We start from the raw sequence: 13,812 nt of genomic DNA, 5'->3' as shown, positions 1-13,812 counted from the left end.
CGGTACGGAAGGATTGTCGGCCGTGCCGTCGAGCGCGGTCAGAGGCGCCCGGGCTCCCAGTCGAAACCGGCAGCGGCGCCGGTGCGGTAGAGGCGCGTGACGACGTCCTCGATATCGGGTTCGCGCAGGGCGATGTCCTCGACGTCGTAACGGGCGGCGACGGCGGCGACCACGGCCGCGGCGTTCTCGGCAGGCGGAATCGCCAGCCACTGCCGGGGACCGTCCGTACGGATGAGGCGGGCGCCGTCGACCTCGATCGGCGCCTGCGGTCCGGTGAGGTCGACGACGAGGATCCGGTCGGCGTCGGCGGTGGCCCGCAGGCGCTCCAGCGAGCCGTCGTACGCCAGCCGGCCATGGTCGATCACCATGACGCGGCGGCAGAGGCGTTCGATGTCGCCCAGGTCGTGGGTGGTGAGCAGGATCGTCGTTCCCCGCTCGGTGCCCAGCCGGGACAGGAACGCGCGGACGGTGGCCTTGCTGATGACGTCGAGACCGATGGTCGGCTCGTCGAGGACCAGGATCTCCGGGTCGTGCACCAGCGCCGCGGCGAGGTCGCCGCGCATCCGCTGCCCCAGGCTGAGCTGCCGGACCGGGGTGTCGAGGAACGCGCCGAGCTCGAGCACCTCGGTCAGCTCGGCCAGCCGGGCCCGGTGCGCGGCGCGGTCGACGCGGTAGAGGTGACGGATGAGGGCGAGGCTGTCGCGCAGCGGCAGGTCCCACCACAGGGTGGTGCGCTGGCCGAACACCACGCCGATCCGCCGGGCCAGGGCCGTGCGCTGCCGTGCCGGGTCGAGGCCGGCGACGCGCACCCGCCCGGAGGACGGCGTGAGGATGCCGGTGAGCATCTTGATGGTCGTCGACTTCCCGGCGCCGTTCGGCCCGAGGTAGCCGACGAACTCCCCGGCGTCGACCGAGAACGAGATCCCGTCGACGGCGTCGACGTCCACCCGCGTGCGGCGGAGCCGCCCGGTGCGCCGCCGTACGGCGAACGTCTTGCGGACGTTCTCGACCTCCAGCATGTGGTCAGCTCCCCGTCGATTGATAACGCCGCAGGCCTGTACGCCAGGTGACGGCGGCCAGTGCGGACAGCACCGCCGCGACCAGCGGCGACGCGAAACGGAAGAACACCGGCAGGCCGAGCGGGTCGGGTCGGCCGAGGACGTACAGGCTGGGCTCCCAGTTGACGAAGGCCAGCGGAATCACCCAGGTCAGGCCGCGCAGGACGTCCCGGCCGAAGATGCTGAGCGGGTACTGCGCGAGGTAGGCGCCGCCGTACGTGATCGAGTTCGTCGCCTGCTTGCCGTCGACGATCGCGAACTGCCACGTCGCGGTGAGCACCCACAGCGCGGCGTAGATCCAGTAGCCGCCGACGAGCATCAGCGGGACCGTCGCGACGCGGCCCGGTGTCCAGGCCACGTCGAGCCGGTCGAGAGCGAGGAAGAGCACCGTCCCCGTCGGCACGAGCTTGCCGAGCCGGCGCGGCGAGAAGTCCTCGGTGGCGAGTTGGAGGAGCGGCCCGACCGGCCGGACCAGCAGCGTGTCCAGCGTGCCCTGGCGGACGTGCTCGCCGAGCCGCTCGGTCGAGCCGAACGTGAGGTCGGCGATCGCGAAGGAGACTCCCGCCGTGCCGTACAGGAACATGACCTCGGGCAGGGAGAACCCGCCGAGCCGGGACGTGTGCGCGAAGATGATCAGGATGGCGGCGAGGTCGAGCGACGTGACGACCGCCTGGGCGACGATCAGCATGACCATCGACGCCGGGTACTGCGCGGCGGCCCGCAGCCACGTGCCGGCGAGCAGAAGGTAGGTCCGTACCGCGTCAACCACCGTGGATCACCAGCCTCCGCCGGGCCGCCATGGTCAGCAGCCGCCCGGCGACGAGCAGCGCCACGGCCCATCCCGCCTGGAAGGCGTACGCCCCCAGCGGATCGGCCCGCTTGCCGAGGAACACGTCCGCGGGCACCTGGATCAGCGCCGCCCACGGCAGGACACGGGCGACCGCGGCGAGCGGGCCGGGGAAGATCACCAGTGGGATGATCATGCCGGAGAAGAACATCGTGGTCACCAGCGAGATCGCCGTGACCCCACGGTCGTCGTGGATCCAGAAGACCGCCAGGGAGTACAGGTAGCGCAACGCGAAGCTCACCAGCACGGCCAGCAGCACCGCGACGGCGAAGGCCGCCCACCGGCCCGGCGACGACGGCCATCGCAGCGAGAACGCCAGTCCGCCCACGATCAGCGGGGGAGCGCAGCGTGACAGCACCGCGAACGCCGCGCGCCCCAGGTCGTCCGCGAGCCACCAGCCCTGCAGGTCCACCGGCCGGTGCAGGTCGATCGCGATGTCACCGGTGCGGATCCGTTCGGTCAGGTCGAGGCTGCCGCCGAACACCCGCACCGGCTCGATCAGCCCCTGCGTGAGGAAGCTGAACGTCACCGCGTCGGCGACGTCGTACCCGCCGAGCGCCGGCCGGGCCCGCCACACGGCGATCAGCACGAACGCCCGCAGGAAGCCGAAGACGGTGTTGGTGAACGTCGCGGAGACGGCCGCCACCCGGTAGGTGCTGTAGCGCCGGAACGCGTACGCCGCGACCCAGACGTACCGGAGCGGCGCGCGAAGCGAGGGTGCCGCCCGTGCCCGCACATCGGGACTCCGCAAGGCGACTCCCTCCTCACCGGCCGTGACCGCTGTGGGCGCGCGTGAACCGCCCGGGACGCCGGGCTCGCGCGGCCGGTTTCACACCGTACGGCGCGGGCGGCCGATCGGCCAGTGGATTACGGCCGCCTCGGCGCCCGCGCCGTGGTTCCGCCGCCTCAGCCGGTTCCCAGGGCCTTGCGGAGGGTGCGGACGGCCTGCTCGATGGCGGCGGTCGCCGCGTTGGTCGTACGGACCGGGTTGAGCATCATGAAGTCGTGGATGATGCCGTTGTAGCGCACGCTCGTGGTCGGGACCCCCGCCTGGGTGAGCCGGCGCGCGTAGGCCTCGCCCTCGTCGCGCAGCACGTCGTTCTCATCGACGATAACCAGGGCCGGCGGCAGGCCGGCGAGATCCTGGAGCTCCGCACGGAGCGGTGAGGCGGTGATCTCCGCCCGCTGCGCGGGATCGGTGGTGTAGGCGTCCCAGAACCAGGCCATGGCGTTGGCGGTCAGGAAGGGCCCGTCCGCGAACTTCCGGTAGCTGCCGGTGTCCTGCGCGGCGTCGGTCACCGGGTAGTACAGCGACTGGTGCACGAAGGTCACATCGCCCCGGCGCTTGGCGAGGATGGCCAGTGCGGTGGCCATGTTGCCACCGACCGAGTCGCCGGCGACGGCCAGGCGAGACGGGTCGAGACCCTCGTCGGCGCCGTTCCGGGTGATCCACCGCGCGGTGGCGTACGCCTGCTCGAGCGCGACCGGGTACCCCGCCTCGGGCGACCGGTCGTACTCGACGAAGACGATGGCGGCGCCGGCGCCGACGGCGAGTTCGCGGACCAGGCGGTCGTGGGTGCCGGCGTTGCCGAGGATCCAGCCGCCGCCGTGGACGTAGAGGACGGCCGGCAATGGAGCAGCGGCCCCGGGCGGCTTGACGATCCGGACCCGCACGTCGCCGACCTCCGCCGGAACGGTGATCCATTTGTCGTCGACGCCGGGCTTGTCGATCGGTGCGGCCTGGATGTCGTCGAGGACCTTACGCGCGTCCTCCACGCCGAGTTCGTACAGGAAGGGCGGCTTGGACGTGGCGTCCGCGAGCTGCTGCGCCGCCGCCTCGAGAACCGGATCGCTCATGACATCGCTCCTTGATCACGGTGAGTAGTCCGTCTCCTTGTGGAGCTACCCGTGTGGAGCGGGTCCTCGAACCGTCGGGCCATGAGCGGTGGCCGGTGGCCGGGGACCCCGTGGGGTCCCCGGCCGGAGTGGGTCAGCCCTGCGGCAGGGCCGGCTTGCCGGGGGACCAGAGCCAGGTCTTGAAGAACCCGCTCAGGTCCTGCCCGGAAATCTTCTGCGCGAGCGCCGTGAACTGCTGGGTGGTGGCGTTGCTGTGCCGGTGCTCGGCCGCCCAGGTGCGCAGCGTCTTGAAGAAGGCGTCATCGCCGATCTTTTCCCGCAGGAGCTGCAGCACCATGGCGCCGCCGCTGTAGACGCGGTCGTGGAACATGGTGTCGCGCTTCGGATCGGCGATCACGACGTTCCACCAGCTGTCGTTCGCGGCGTGCCCGTTGTAGATCGCCCGAGCCTGGTCGTGCAGCGTCATGCCGCCGTGCTTCTCGTTCCAGTAGTAGTGCGAGAAGGTGGCGAAGCTCTCGTTCAGCCAGATGTTCTGCCAGGTCTTCACCGAGACGCTGTCACCGAACCACTGGTGCGCCAGCTCGTGCGCGATCGTGGTCGTGTTCCGCACGTCGGAGTACAGCGGCCGGGTCTGGGTCTCCAGGGAGAAGCCGATCGCCTTGCCGTTGTACGTCGCCAGGTCGGCGATCGCGCCGGTCGAGTCGAACGGGAACTTCCCGTACTGCTTGACCCACAGGTCGGTGGCCTCGCCCGTGGTGTCCCAGAAGAACTTGATCGGGTCCGGGTGGTTGGGGTCACGGCCCTTGAGCTTCGGGTCGACGGCGATCGTCTCGGGGATGCCGCCGGGCGTCTTGCCGGTCTTGAACTCCCACTTGCCGATGTCGGCGGTGGCGAGGTAGGTCGCCATCGGCGCCTTCTCGTCCCAGACGAACGTGGTCTTGGTCCCCTTCGTCTTGTGGGAGACCAGCCGGCCGTTCGCGATCACGCCGAGGTCCTTGGGCACCGTCACCTTGAAGGTGAAGGCGGCCTTGTCGGACGGGTGGTCGTTGCTCGGGAACCACGTGGACGCGGCGTTCGGCTCGTCGCCCATGAACGCCCCGTCATCGGTGTGGACGAACCCGTACGGGGAGCCGAAGACGATGGGGGAGCCCACGATGGTCTGCGGGACGCCGCCGTACGTCACCGTGGCGGTGAAGCGCTGGTTCTTCCGGATGCCGCTCTTCGGCGTGATGATCAGTTCCTGGCCCTTGCGGGTGAACTTGGCCTTGTGCCCGTTGACGGCGACCTTCGCGACCGTGAGCTGCTGCAGGTCCAGGTCGAACCGGGACAGGTTCTGCGTGGCCCGCGCGGTCATCGTGACGACCCCGTCGAGACGCTTGGTCGAGGGGTTGTACTTCAGGTCGAGCCCGTAGTGCAGGGCGTCGTATCCGCCGTTGCCCTCGAGGGGGAAGTACGGGTCGCCGATGCCCGGTGCGCCGGGGGAGAAGTGGGGCCGCGCCGCGGCGGACGCGGCGGGAGCGATGGCCGCCACGGAGGCGAGGGTCGCGCCGGCGGCCACCAGACGGGATGTTCTGCGCATGTGGGGGGTTTCCTCGTGCAGAAGATCAACTGGACCTTGCGACTCTGGCGTATGGGCGCGGGGATTGTCCAGAGTGTGGGCCAGAGGTGGCCTGCTGCGGCATTGGCCGGATTCAGCCGGAATAAACGCACGTGGCCCCCGGAATCATCCGGGGGCCACCGCGTCAGTGGGCAGCACCGAGGGCCGGCGTGTTTCTCAGTCGGCCGGGACGAACTGCTCCTCTTCGGTGGATCCCTTCAGCGCCACCGTGGAGGAGTCCGGCGAGATCGCCGTGCTGACCAGGTCGAAGTAACCGGTGCCGACCTCGCGCTGGTGCTTGGTGGCGGTGTAGCCGTCCCGCTCGGCGGCGAACTCCGCCTCCTGCAGCTCGACGTAGGACGTCATGCCGTTCTCGGCGTAGCCCTTGGCGAGGTGGAACATCGAGTGGTTGAGCGAGTGGAAGCCGGCCAGCGTGATGAACTGGAACGTGTACCCCATGTGCCCGAGCTCGCGCTGGAACTTCGCGATCGTCGCGTCGTCCAGGTGCTTCTTCCAGTTGAACGACGGCGAGCAGTTGTAGGCCAGCATCTGGTCCGGGTACTCCGCCTTGATCGCCTCGGCGAAGTGCCGCGCCACGTCCAGGTCCGGCGTGCCGGTCTCCATCCAGAGCAGGTCGGAGTGCGGCGCGTACGCCAGACCCCGGGCGATGCACGCCTCGATGCCGTTGCGCACCCGGTAGAAGCCCTCGGCGGTGCGCTGACCGGTCGTGAACCGCTGGTCGCGCTCGTCGACGTCGCTGGTCAGCAGCGTCGCGGCCTGGGCGTCGGTCCGCGCGATGATCAGTGACGGGACACCGGCGACGTCGGCGGCCAGGCGGGCGCCGTTCAGCGTCTTGATGTGCTGGCCGGTCGGGATGAGCACCTTCCCGCCGAGGTGACCGCACTTCTTCTCCGACGCGAGCTGGTCCTCCCAGTGCACACCCGCGGCGCCGGCGGCGATCATCGCCTTCATCAGCTCGTAGGCGTTCAGCACACCGCCGAAGCCCGCCTCGGCGTCGGCGACGATCGGCGCCAGCCAGTGCGGGGCGGACGTGTCGCCCTCGGCCCAGGTGATCTGGTCGGCCCGCAGCAGCGCGTTGTTGATGCGGCGCACGACGGCGGGGACCGAGTTGGCCGGGTAGAGGCTCTGGTCCGGGTACGTGTGCCCGCTGAGGTTCGCGTCGGCCGCGACCTGCCAGCCGGACAGGTAGATCGCCTTGAGGCCCGCCCGCACCTGCTGGACGGCCTGGTTGCCGGACAGCGCGCCCAGCGCGTTGACGTACTCCTCATCGTGCAGCAGCGTCCACAGGCGCTCCGCGCCGAGGCGGGCCAGCGTGTGCTCCTCCTGCACCGAGCCGCGCAGGCGGATGACGTCGTCGGCGGTGTAGGTCCGCTCGACGCCGGCCCACCGCGGGTCGGTCTTCCACTGCCGCTGCAGCTCTTCGGCTGCTCCCTTGAGGCGACGATCGCTCATGGATACTGCCCTCCTCTGTCGTCCCCTGGGTGCTTGTGTCCTACTCTCTGGCCACTGGAGCGCTAAGTGAACTACTCGGTAACAAGAAGAACAGCAGAATTTTCGCTACTATGAAGCTGTGACGGGCTTTCAAAAAGAAGAACCGCTGAACTTGACGAATGGTCTAGACCTCGTGACGTTCGGCCAGCGGCTGCGGCACCTTCGGCGCGCACGCGGCTACACCCTCTCTGAGCTGGGAGAACGCGTCGGCCGGGCGCCGTCCCAGCTCTCGCTGCTGGAGAACGGCCGGCGCGAGCCGAAGCTGTCCCTGCTCCAGGCGCTCGCCGCCGCCCTCGAGGTCCCCATCGAGGAGCTTCTCCGCAAACAGCCGCCCAACCGTCGCGCCCAGCTGGAGATCGCCCTCGAGGAGGCCCAGCGCGACCCCGCCTACCGCGCGCTCGGCCTGCCCCACCTCAAGGTCGGTAAGCGCGTGCCCAACGACGTCCTCGAACACCTCCTCGCGATGTACGACGAGGTCAAGCGGAGCCGGACGAAGCCGACCGCCAGCCCGGAGGACGCCCGCAAGGCCAACGCCGAGCTGCGCCGCCAGATGCACGAGCGCGGCAACTACTTCGGCGAGATCGAACGGGTCGCCGCCAAGTCCCTGGAGGCCGCCGGCTACCGGGGCGGCGCGCTCTCGCAGGGCATGCTGCTCTCGCTCGTCACCCACTTCGGCTTCACCCTGCGGTACGTCCAGGACCTGCCGCGCTCGGTCCGGTCCGTCACCGACCTGCGCAACCGCCGCATCTACCTCGAGCGCGAGCAACTCGGCATGCACACGCCGCGGACGATCCTGCTGCAGACGCTCGGCCACATCGCCCTCGAGCACGCGGTGCCCAAGGACTTCGCCGACTTCCTCCGGCAGCGCGTCGAGGCCAACTACTACGCCGCCGCCACCCTCCTGCCCGAGCGAACCGTCGTGCCCTACCTCCAGGAGGCCAAGGCCGACCGCGAGCTGTCGATCGAGGACCTGTGCGACGTGTTCTCCGTCTCGTACGAGATGGCCGCACACCGGTTCACCAACCTCGCGACGCACCACCTCGACCTGCCGGTGCACTTCACCAAGAACGACGAGAGCGGCACCATCTACAAGGCGTACGCCAACGACGGGCTGATCTTCCCCGCCGACGAGCACGGCGCCATCGAGGGCCAGCGGATGTGCCGCCAGTGGGCCGGGCGCCGGGTCTTCGGCGCCGACGACCGCTTCTCCGTCTACTACCAGTACACCGATACCCCCACCGGGACGTACTGGTGCCTGTCGCACATCGACCCGAGCCACGATCGCGACTTCGCGATCACGCTGGGCGTGCCGTACGAGCACTCCCGATGGTTCCGCGGCCGCGAGACGAACCGCCGCGTCCGGTCGGCCTGCCCGGACGGCGACTGCTGCCAGCGGCCCCCGGCCGAGCTGGCCCGCCGGTGGCAGGGCCACGTCTGGCCGTCCGCGCGCGCTCACTCCCACGTCCTGGCGGTCCTGCCGCCCGGCGCGTTCCCCGGAGTGGACGAGGCCGACGTGTACTCCTTCCTGGAGCAGCACGCCGAGACGTGACAGGAGGGTGAGCGGCCAGAGGGGCCGGCGGCCAGAGGGGCCGCCGCCGCTAGGTTTCCCCTGGCTGTGATGCCGGCGAAACGAGGGTGAAACCCTGACAGGTGTCAATGGGCCGGAGTGCTGACGCAGGAGAGGGGAAGATCAGGTGCTGCCCCAGGTACAGGCGTGGCTGCGCAACCGCATGAGTTCCGCGGCGGACTGGCCGGTGGACCGGCTCCTGGCCGCCAAGGGCCAGACCACGGTGAGCGTCGTACTGCCCGCCCGGAACGAGCGCGAGACGGTCGGCGAGATCGTCGCGGCGATACGGCGGGACCTCGTCGAGCGCGCCCCGCTCGTCGACGAGATCCTCGTCATCGACTCCCGGTCCGTCGACGACACCGCCCAGGTCGCGGCCGCCGCCGGCGCCCGCGTCGTCGCCCAGGACGCCGTGCTCCCCGAGCTGCCGCCGCTGACCGGCAAGGGCGAGGCGCTGTGGAAGTCGCTGCACGTCGCCCGCGGCGACGTCCTGGCGTTCGTGGACGCGGATCTACGCAACTTCTCCTCCTCGTTCGTCACCGGGCTGCTCGGCCCACTGCTCACCGACCCGTCCGTCGAGTACGTCAAGGCCTGCTACGACCGCCCGCTGAACACCGGCGGCGTCTCCGTCCCCAGCGGCGGCGGCCGGGTGACCGAGCTGGTCGCCCGACCGCTGATCAACATGCACTGGCCGCTCCTCGCCGGATTCGTCCAGCCGCTCGGCGGCGAGTACGCCGGACGGCGCACGCTCCTCGAACACGTGCCGTTCGTCACCGGGTACGGCGTCGAGCTCGGCCTGCTCGTCGACGTGCTGGAGGTCGCGGGGCTGGACGCGATGGCCCAGGTCGACCTCGGCACCCGCGAGCACAGCCACCAGTCGGCCGAGGCACTCGGCGTCATGGCCGGCCAGATCATGCAGACCGCCTGGTCACGCCTTGACCGGCAGGGCCGCATCGTCCCGCTCGAGCCGCCGTCGACCGTGCTGACGCAGTTCCGCCGCGAGGGCGACGGCCACCAGGCGCGGATCCGCGACGTCTCCGTCGGCGAACGCCCGCCGATGATCGAGGCCCGCGCCTACAGCGACTCCGCCGCCTGAGACACGCTCGGGCAGGCGGGAGCCTGCCGGGCACGGATGTGGCCGCGTCCGGCAGGCCACGGGGTCACAGGCAGATGCTGCCCCTGCTGCTCATGGTGAGCACGTTGCAGGCCAGTTCCTCCTCGACCGCCGCCTCAGCTTGCAACCGCAGAACTTCTTCCACGCAGACCACTCCTTTCCAACGATGCGGGCGCTACGGCATCCCCCGACTCGGCCGGGTGGCCGTCGAGGGAGTCAAGGGCGGCCGACGCGGAATCCGTCAGGCGCCGCAGGGCGACCAGGATTCCGGCCGAGCCGGACCAGAGGTCGGCGGACAGCCGCTGTCCGGGCTCACCGAGCCAGCCGATCCCGTCCTCGCGGGGGATCGCATACCGGAACAGGCCACGGGCGCCGGCGAGCGCGGCCTCCATGAGTTCGGGCCGGCCCAGCCGCTCACCCGCGTCGGCCAGTGTCACGGCGAGACCGGCCAGCCCGGGGAACAGCCCGGGGAACACGGTGAAGCGCGCCGAGCAGGCGCGCAGGCAGCGCTCCAGCGCGTCGGCCGCACCGAGGCCGTCGTCGGCGGCCAGGTCGAACTCCGCGTCCGGGCGGCACGCGAGGTAACGGGACAGCACCGCGGCATATCCCGCGCTGCCGCCGAACAGGTAGGGATAGACGCGACGGTCGGCGTGCGAGAGCTTGAAACCCAGGCCGTCCACCGGCAGCGGCTCGGCGTAGGCCAGTTCCTCCTGGAGCAGCCGCATGCCCCGGGCGAAGAGCCGAGGATCCCCGGTACGCCGATACAGGCCGTACAGCGCCAGCGCCACGCCGGTCCGCCCGCCCACCAGCCCGGACCGATTGACCGGGCTCAGCCGGGCGGTGAGCTCGTCACCGTCCGGGACGCGGTCGAGCAGCCGCTGAGCCAGGTCCAGCCAACGCCGCTCGCCGGTGCGACGGTGGTGGGCCAGCAGACCGAGCGCGGTACCGGCCGCGCCGCCGCCGAGGGCCGCGGAGGTGGTGTTCAGCGGATGAGCCGCCGCGGCGGCGAGCAGGGTGTCGGCCGCCTCCGGCTCACCGAGCTCCGCCAGCACGCAGGCGATGCCGGCGCTGCCGTACAGCAGGCCGGGAGCGCTGGTGTCCGCCGCGGCCAGCGCGTCGTCTCGCAGTCGGCGGACGACGACCGGGTCGCACTCGCGACCGGCGCGGCGCAGCGCGTACAGCACACCGGCGGTGCCTGCGGCGACCGCGCGGGTGTCGGTCCGATACCCCAGCGGGCTGGTCGGATAGACCGACTCCGGGTGGTCCGGTCGGGCCATCGCCTCCAGCGCGTCCGCGGTCCGGTCGGCCAGCCCGCGTAGCGCGGCGACGGTGTCCTCGCGGACGACCTGCGGCGTGGGCAGGCGGGAGTCCTCGGTCCGGTCCTGGCAGCGGGTGGCCCACTGCCACAGCCTCGGGGCGACCGGTGCGAGCTCGGTGAGGTCGGCGTGCAGGTGGTCGAGGACCGGAGGATGCCGTTCGACCGCCTCGTGCACGGGGAACAGGAGCAGCAGCGCCAGGGCGGCCAGCCCGAAGCGGTCGAGTTCGCGAGGATCGCGCTCGACCGCGGAGCGCGGGTCCGGGTGCAGGTAGCCGGGAGTGCCCATGATCCGCCGTACGTCCTCGATGGGTTGCGTCGCCTCGAAGTCGACGAGGCGGACCCGATCGTCGTCGTCGACGAGCACATTGGTCGGGCTGAGGTCCACGAAGACGTAGCCCAGCTCGTGCAGGCGGCGCAACCGCGCGTCGAGCTGGTCGAGCAGGGCCAGGCAGCGGTGGTGATACCGGGCGAAATCGGCGGGGTCGGGCTTGATGCGCACCGCGGGGTTGTTCAGCACCATCCATCGGTACAGCGGTATGCCGGGGATGAACTCGGTGACGAGATAGCTGTGTTCCCAATGCTGGAACAGTTCCACCGGCCGCGGGCAGAGGCCCGATTCGCGGCCGTGTAACGCCCGGAGGACCAGGTACTCGGCGGTCAGCCGCGCCTTCGCGTCGGCGCCGTCGGGGGTGTAACCGTTGTGCGCCTTCGCCTCTTTCAAGAAGACGGGGCCGCCGTCCGCGGCACGGAAGCGGTAGGCGCCACCCGCGTTGCCGTGCCGTACGACGGCCTCGAAGGTGTAGCCGTGCAGTGTGACCGGTCCGGTCGCGGCGTCCGGAGCGGCCTGCCGGAACGGGTCGACGACGCCGGGCGGCAGGTGGAACGCCGGCCGGCGCTCGTCATCGATCTCCCGGCCGTCCGGTCCGAGCATGACGGGTATCGGCTCGCCCTCCGCGTCGACCCGCACGCGGCCGCGGAACGCTCCGTACCGGTACGAGACGCACTCGCTCGGGCCATAACGGCGATCAGAGAGCACGAAGGGCCCGCTGATCCCGGACAGCTCCTCCGTCAGCCGCCGTAAGACCTGCAGCGCGCGGTCCTCGGTCGGCGGGTACAGGGTGCAGAACTTCCCGCTCTGCACCCTGTTCGCGTGCTTGCCGTGCGCGTGCAGGAACATCTCGCGCCCGGCCAGGTGCTTGAAAGGGACACCCGACTCGGCGCACACCGTCGCCACCACCGCCAGCACGAACTGCGCGTTGGGCAGGGAACTGGACACATGCACCTTCCACCCCTGATCGGGGAGGAGGAGACCGGCAGGGCCCCAGTGGGTCCACGCGCCTGAGTCCCGCCGCGTCCATCCGGCAGGCATGGGGCCTGCGGCGTAGCGCGGACTGGGATCGACGGTGTCCCAGGGGGCGTAGTAGTCCGGGTCCGCGACCAGGAAGGACATGTCCAGTGCCACTCAACCACTCCTGACCGGTCGAGTCCGAGCTCACGCGGAACAAGGCGACGGACACGGGTCCCCCGTCACGGCCGAGTCGACGAGAGGTGATCTATGCGCGTCTGTCCGAGTATCACCCACCGGCGGGCTGGACGGACTTGATCTGTCCGCCTCTGGCCGCGCGGCCGGAAACCCGCATGCCTGAGCCTGGGCTCAGCCCGGGGACGGAGGTGCCAGGATCCCGCCGAAGGTCGGGTCCGGGTTGGCGCCCGTCTGCGCGGACTTCTTGGTCGTGCCGCCCTTCGCGGCGGTACGCGCGGAGCCGCTGCCGTAGGCGTCCGGCGGCGGAGGCACCACGTCGAAGTGGGTCGTGGCCGCCGTCAGCCCCGACAGATCCAGGCCGATCTTGCTGAGTGGGGCGCCGAGCGCGTTGAGCGGCTTGAGCAGCGTCTCGCACTGCTTCGGCGGGGCGCCGAGGGAGTACGCCAGCGAGCAGAGCCACATCGCGATGTTCTGCGACTGCATCAGGTTGAGCCGGGAGTGCAGCGTGCCGTCCTGGTAGTCGTAGACCTGCATCGCGTTGGTGGCCGCCACGGGCGCCTTGTCCAGGAACTGCTGCAGGGCCTGCTTCTCCTTGACGAGGATGCCGGTCACCTGCGCGAGGCCCTGGACGTTCGCGGCGATCTGCGTCTTGTTCTCCTTGACGAACGCGGAGACCTCCTGCAGCGCCACTGTGAGGCTCTTCAGCGCCGCCCGCAGCTCGGTCCGTTCCGCGTTGAGCGTGCCGGAGACTGTCGCGAGGTTTTCCGAGAACGCCCGGATCTGCCGGTCGCTCGCGGCCATCGCCTGGGTGATCTTCGCGAGGTTGCGCACGGTCTGGCTGGCGTCGCCGCGGTTGTCGGCGAGGATCCGGCTGACCTCGGAGAGGTCCTGGAGGGTCTGCTTGAAATTCTCGCCCTGCCCGCCCAGCGTCTGGGCGCTCGACTTCAGCAGCCGCGACAGCGCGCCGTTGGCGTTGGCGCCCTGCGGTCCGAGGGCCTTGGCCAGATCGTTGATCGACTGGTTCGCGTCATCGAGCTCCACCGGCACCGCCGTGCTCGACAGCGACAGCGTGGCGCCGTTCTTGAGGGCCGCCCCGCCGCGATAGACCGGCGTGAACTGGATGTACCGGTCGGCGACCAGCGACGGAACGATGATGACGGCCTGGGCGTTCGCGGGGATCTTGCGCTTGGCGTCGTACGCCATCCCGATCTCGACCATGTTGCCCTTGGGCGTCACGCTGGTGACCTTGCCGACCTTCACGCCGAGCACGCGGACCTCGGTGCCGCGGTAGACACCGGTGGCGCGCTCGAAGTAGGCGGTGACATGCGTCTGCTTACCACTGGGCCAGAACACGGCGGCGAGCGCGGCGACCAGGACGACGGCCAAGACGGCCGCGCCGAAGGCCAGCACTCGGGTGGGGCGGGCATCCCGACGGCGGGGGGAACCGGGCAGACCCACTCAG

10 protein-coding genes are annotated in these 13,812 nt (G+C 70.6%); 2 read left to right on the top strand and 8 right to left on the bottom strand.

Annotation, left to right across the window (positions count from 1 at the left end):
• Nucleotides 1–38: 38 nt before the first annotated feature.
• The 6 genes from ACQP2O_RS33485 to aceA all read right to left on the bottom strand — a co-directional run bounded on the left by ACQP2O_RS33485 (nucleotide 39) and on the right by aceA (nucleotide 6,832).
• Nucleotides 39–1,019 (bottom strand): ABC transporter ATP-binding protein, encoded by a 981-nt coding sequence (locus ACQP2O_RS33485; RefSeq protein ID WP_433172095.1) that lies wholly within the window; start codon nucleotides 1,017–1,019, stop codon nucleotides 39–41.
• 4 nt (nucleotides 1,020–1,023) lie between these two features.
• Nucleotides 1,024–1,827: an ABC transporter permease gene (locus tag ACQP2O_RS33480; RefSeq protein ID WP_433172093.1), complete on the bottom strand. Its 804-nt coding sequence runs from the start codon at nucleotides 1,825–1,827 to the stop codon at nucleotides 1,024–1,026.
• Nucleotides 1,820–2,656, bottom strand: coding sequence for an ABC transporter permease (locus ACQP2O_RS33475; RefSeq protein ID WP_433172091.1), 837 nt, complete (start codon nucleotides 2,654–2,656; stop codon nucleotides 1,820–1,822). The genes ACQP2O_RS33480 and ACQP2O_RS33475 overlap by 8 nt, the downstream gene beginning before the upstream one ends.
• A gap of 155 nt (nucleotides 2,657–2,811) precedes the next feature.
• On the bottom strand, nucleotides 2,812–3,762 hold the full coding sequence (locus ACQP2O_RS33470; protein ID WP_433172087.1) for an alpha/beta hydrolase: 951 nt from the start codon (nucleotides 3,760–3,762) through the stop codon (nucleotides 2,812–2,814).
• Between the two features lie 133 nt (nucleotides 3,763–3,895).
• Nucleotides 3,896–5,341, bottom strand: a complete 1,446-nt coding sequence (locus ACQP2O_RS33465) for a M1 family metallopeptidase (RefSeq protein WP_433172085.1) — start codon at nucleotides 5,339–5,341, stop codon at nucleotides 3,896–3,898.
• A 195-nt stretch (nucleotides 5,342–5,536) separates the two neighbouring features.
• The gene (aceA, locus tag ACQP2O_RS33460) at nucleotides 5,537–6,832 is read right to left on the bottom strand and encodes an isocitrate lyase (RefSeq protein WP_433172083.1); all 1,296 of its coding nucleotides are present in this window, start codon (nucleotides 6,830–6,832) and stop codon (nucleotides 5,537–5,539) included.
• A gap of 151 nt (nucleotides 6,833–6,983) precedes the next feature.
• On the opposite strand from aceA, the gene ACQP2O_RS33455 reads away from it, so the two are divergent.
• Both ACQP2O_RS33455 and ACQP2O_RS33450 read left to right on the top strand, forming a co-directional pair.
• Nucleotides 6,984–8,420, top strand: coding sequence for a helix-turn-helix domain-containing protein (locus tag ACQP2O_RS33455; protein ID WP_433172081.1), 1,437 nt, complete (start codon nucleotides 6,984–6,986; stop codon nucleotides 8,418–8,420).
• A 145-nt stretch (nucleotides 8,421–8,565) separates the two neighbouring features.
• Complete coding sequence (locus ACQP2O_RS33450) at nucleotides 8,566–9,531, top strand: glucosyl-3-phosphoglycerate synthase (protein ID WP_433172079.1); 966 nt, start codon at nucleotides 8,566–8,568, stop codon at nucleotides 9,529–9,531.
• A 134-nt stretch (nucleotides 9,532–9,665) separates the two neighbouring features.
• Here the strand turns inward: ACQP2O_RS33450 and lanKC are convergent, their stop codons facing one another.
• A complete protein-coding gene (gene lanKC / locus ACQP2O_RS33445; protein WP_433172077.1) occupies nucleotides 9,666–12,329 on the bottom strand; it encodes a class III lanthionine synthetase LanKC in 2,664 nt (887 codons plus the stop codon).
• Between the two features lie 192 nt (nucleotides 12,330–12,521).
• The gene (locus ACQP2O_RS33440) at nucleotides 12,522–13,808 is read right to left on the bottom strand and encodes an MCE family protein (protein ID WP_433172075.1); all 1,287 of its coding nucleotides are present in this window, start codon (nucleotides 13,806–13,808) and stop codon (nucleotides 12,522–12,524) included.
• Nucleotides 13,809–13,812 lie beyond the last annotated feature (4 nt).

This window comes from Actinoallomurus sp. CA-150999, from assembly GCF_050942425.1.
In the GTDB taxonomy this organism is placed as follows: Bacteria; Actinomycetota; Actinomycetes; order Streptosporangiales; family Streptosporangiaceae; genus Actinoallomurus.
The sequence above is the reverse complement of the archived record's forward strand: the minus strand, read 5'-3'. Positions and strand labels throughout refer to the sequence as shown.

What these genes read in the sequence shown, in the direction of transcription:
- ACQP2O_RS33470 (WP_433172087.1), bottom strand. Translation starts at nt 3,762, where the DNA reads ATGAGCGATCCGGTTCTCGAGGCGGCGGCGCAGCAGCTCGCGGACGCC.
- ACQP2O_RS33485 (WP_433172095.1), bottom strand. Translation starts at nt 1,019, where the DNA reads ATGCTGGAGGTCGAGAACGTCCGCAAGACGTTCGCCGTACGGCGGCGC.
- aceA (WP_433172083.1), bottom strand. Translation starts at nt 6,832, where the DNA reads ATGAGCGATCGTCGCCTCAAGGGAGCAGCCGAAGAGCTGCAGCGGCAG.
- ACQP2O_RS33465 (WP_433172085.1), bottom strand. Translation starts at nt 5,341, where the DNA reads ATGCGCAGAACATCCCGTCTGGTGGCCGCCGGCGCGACCCTCGCCTCC.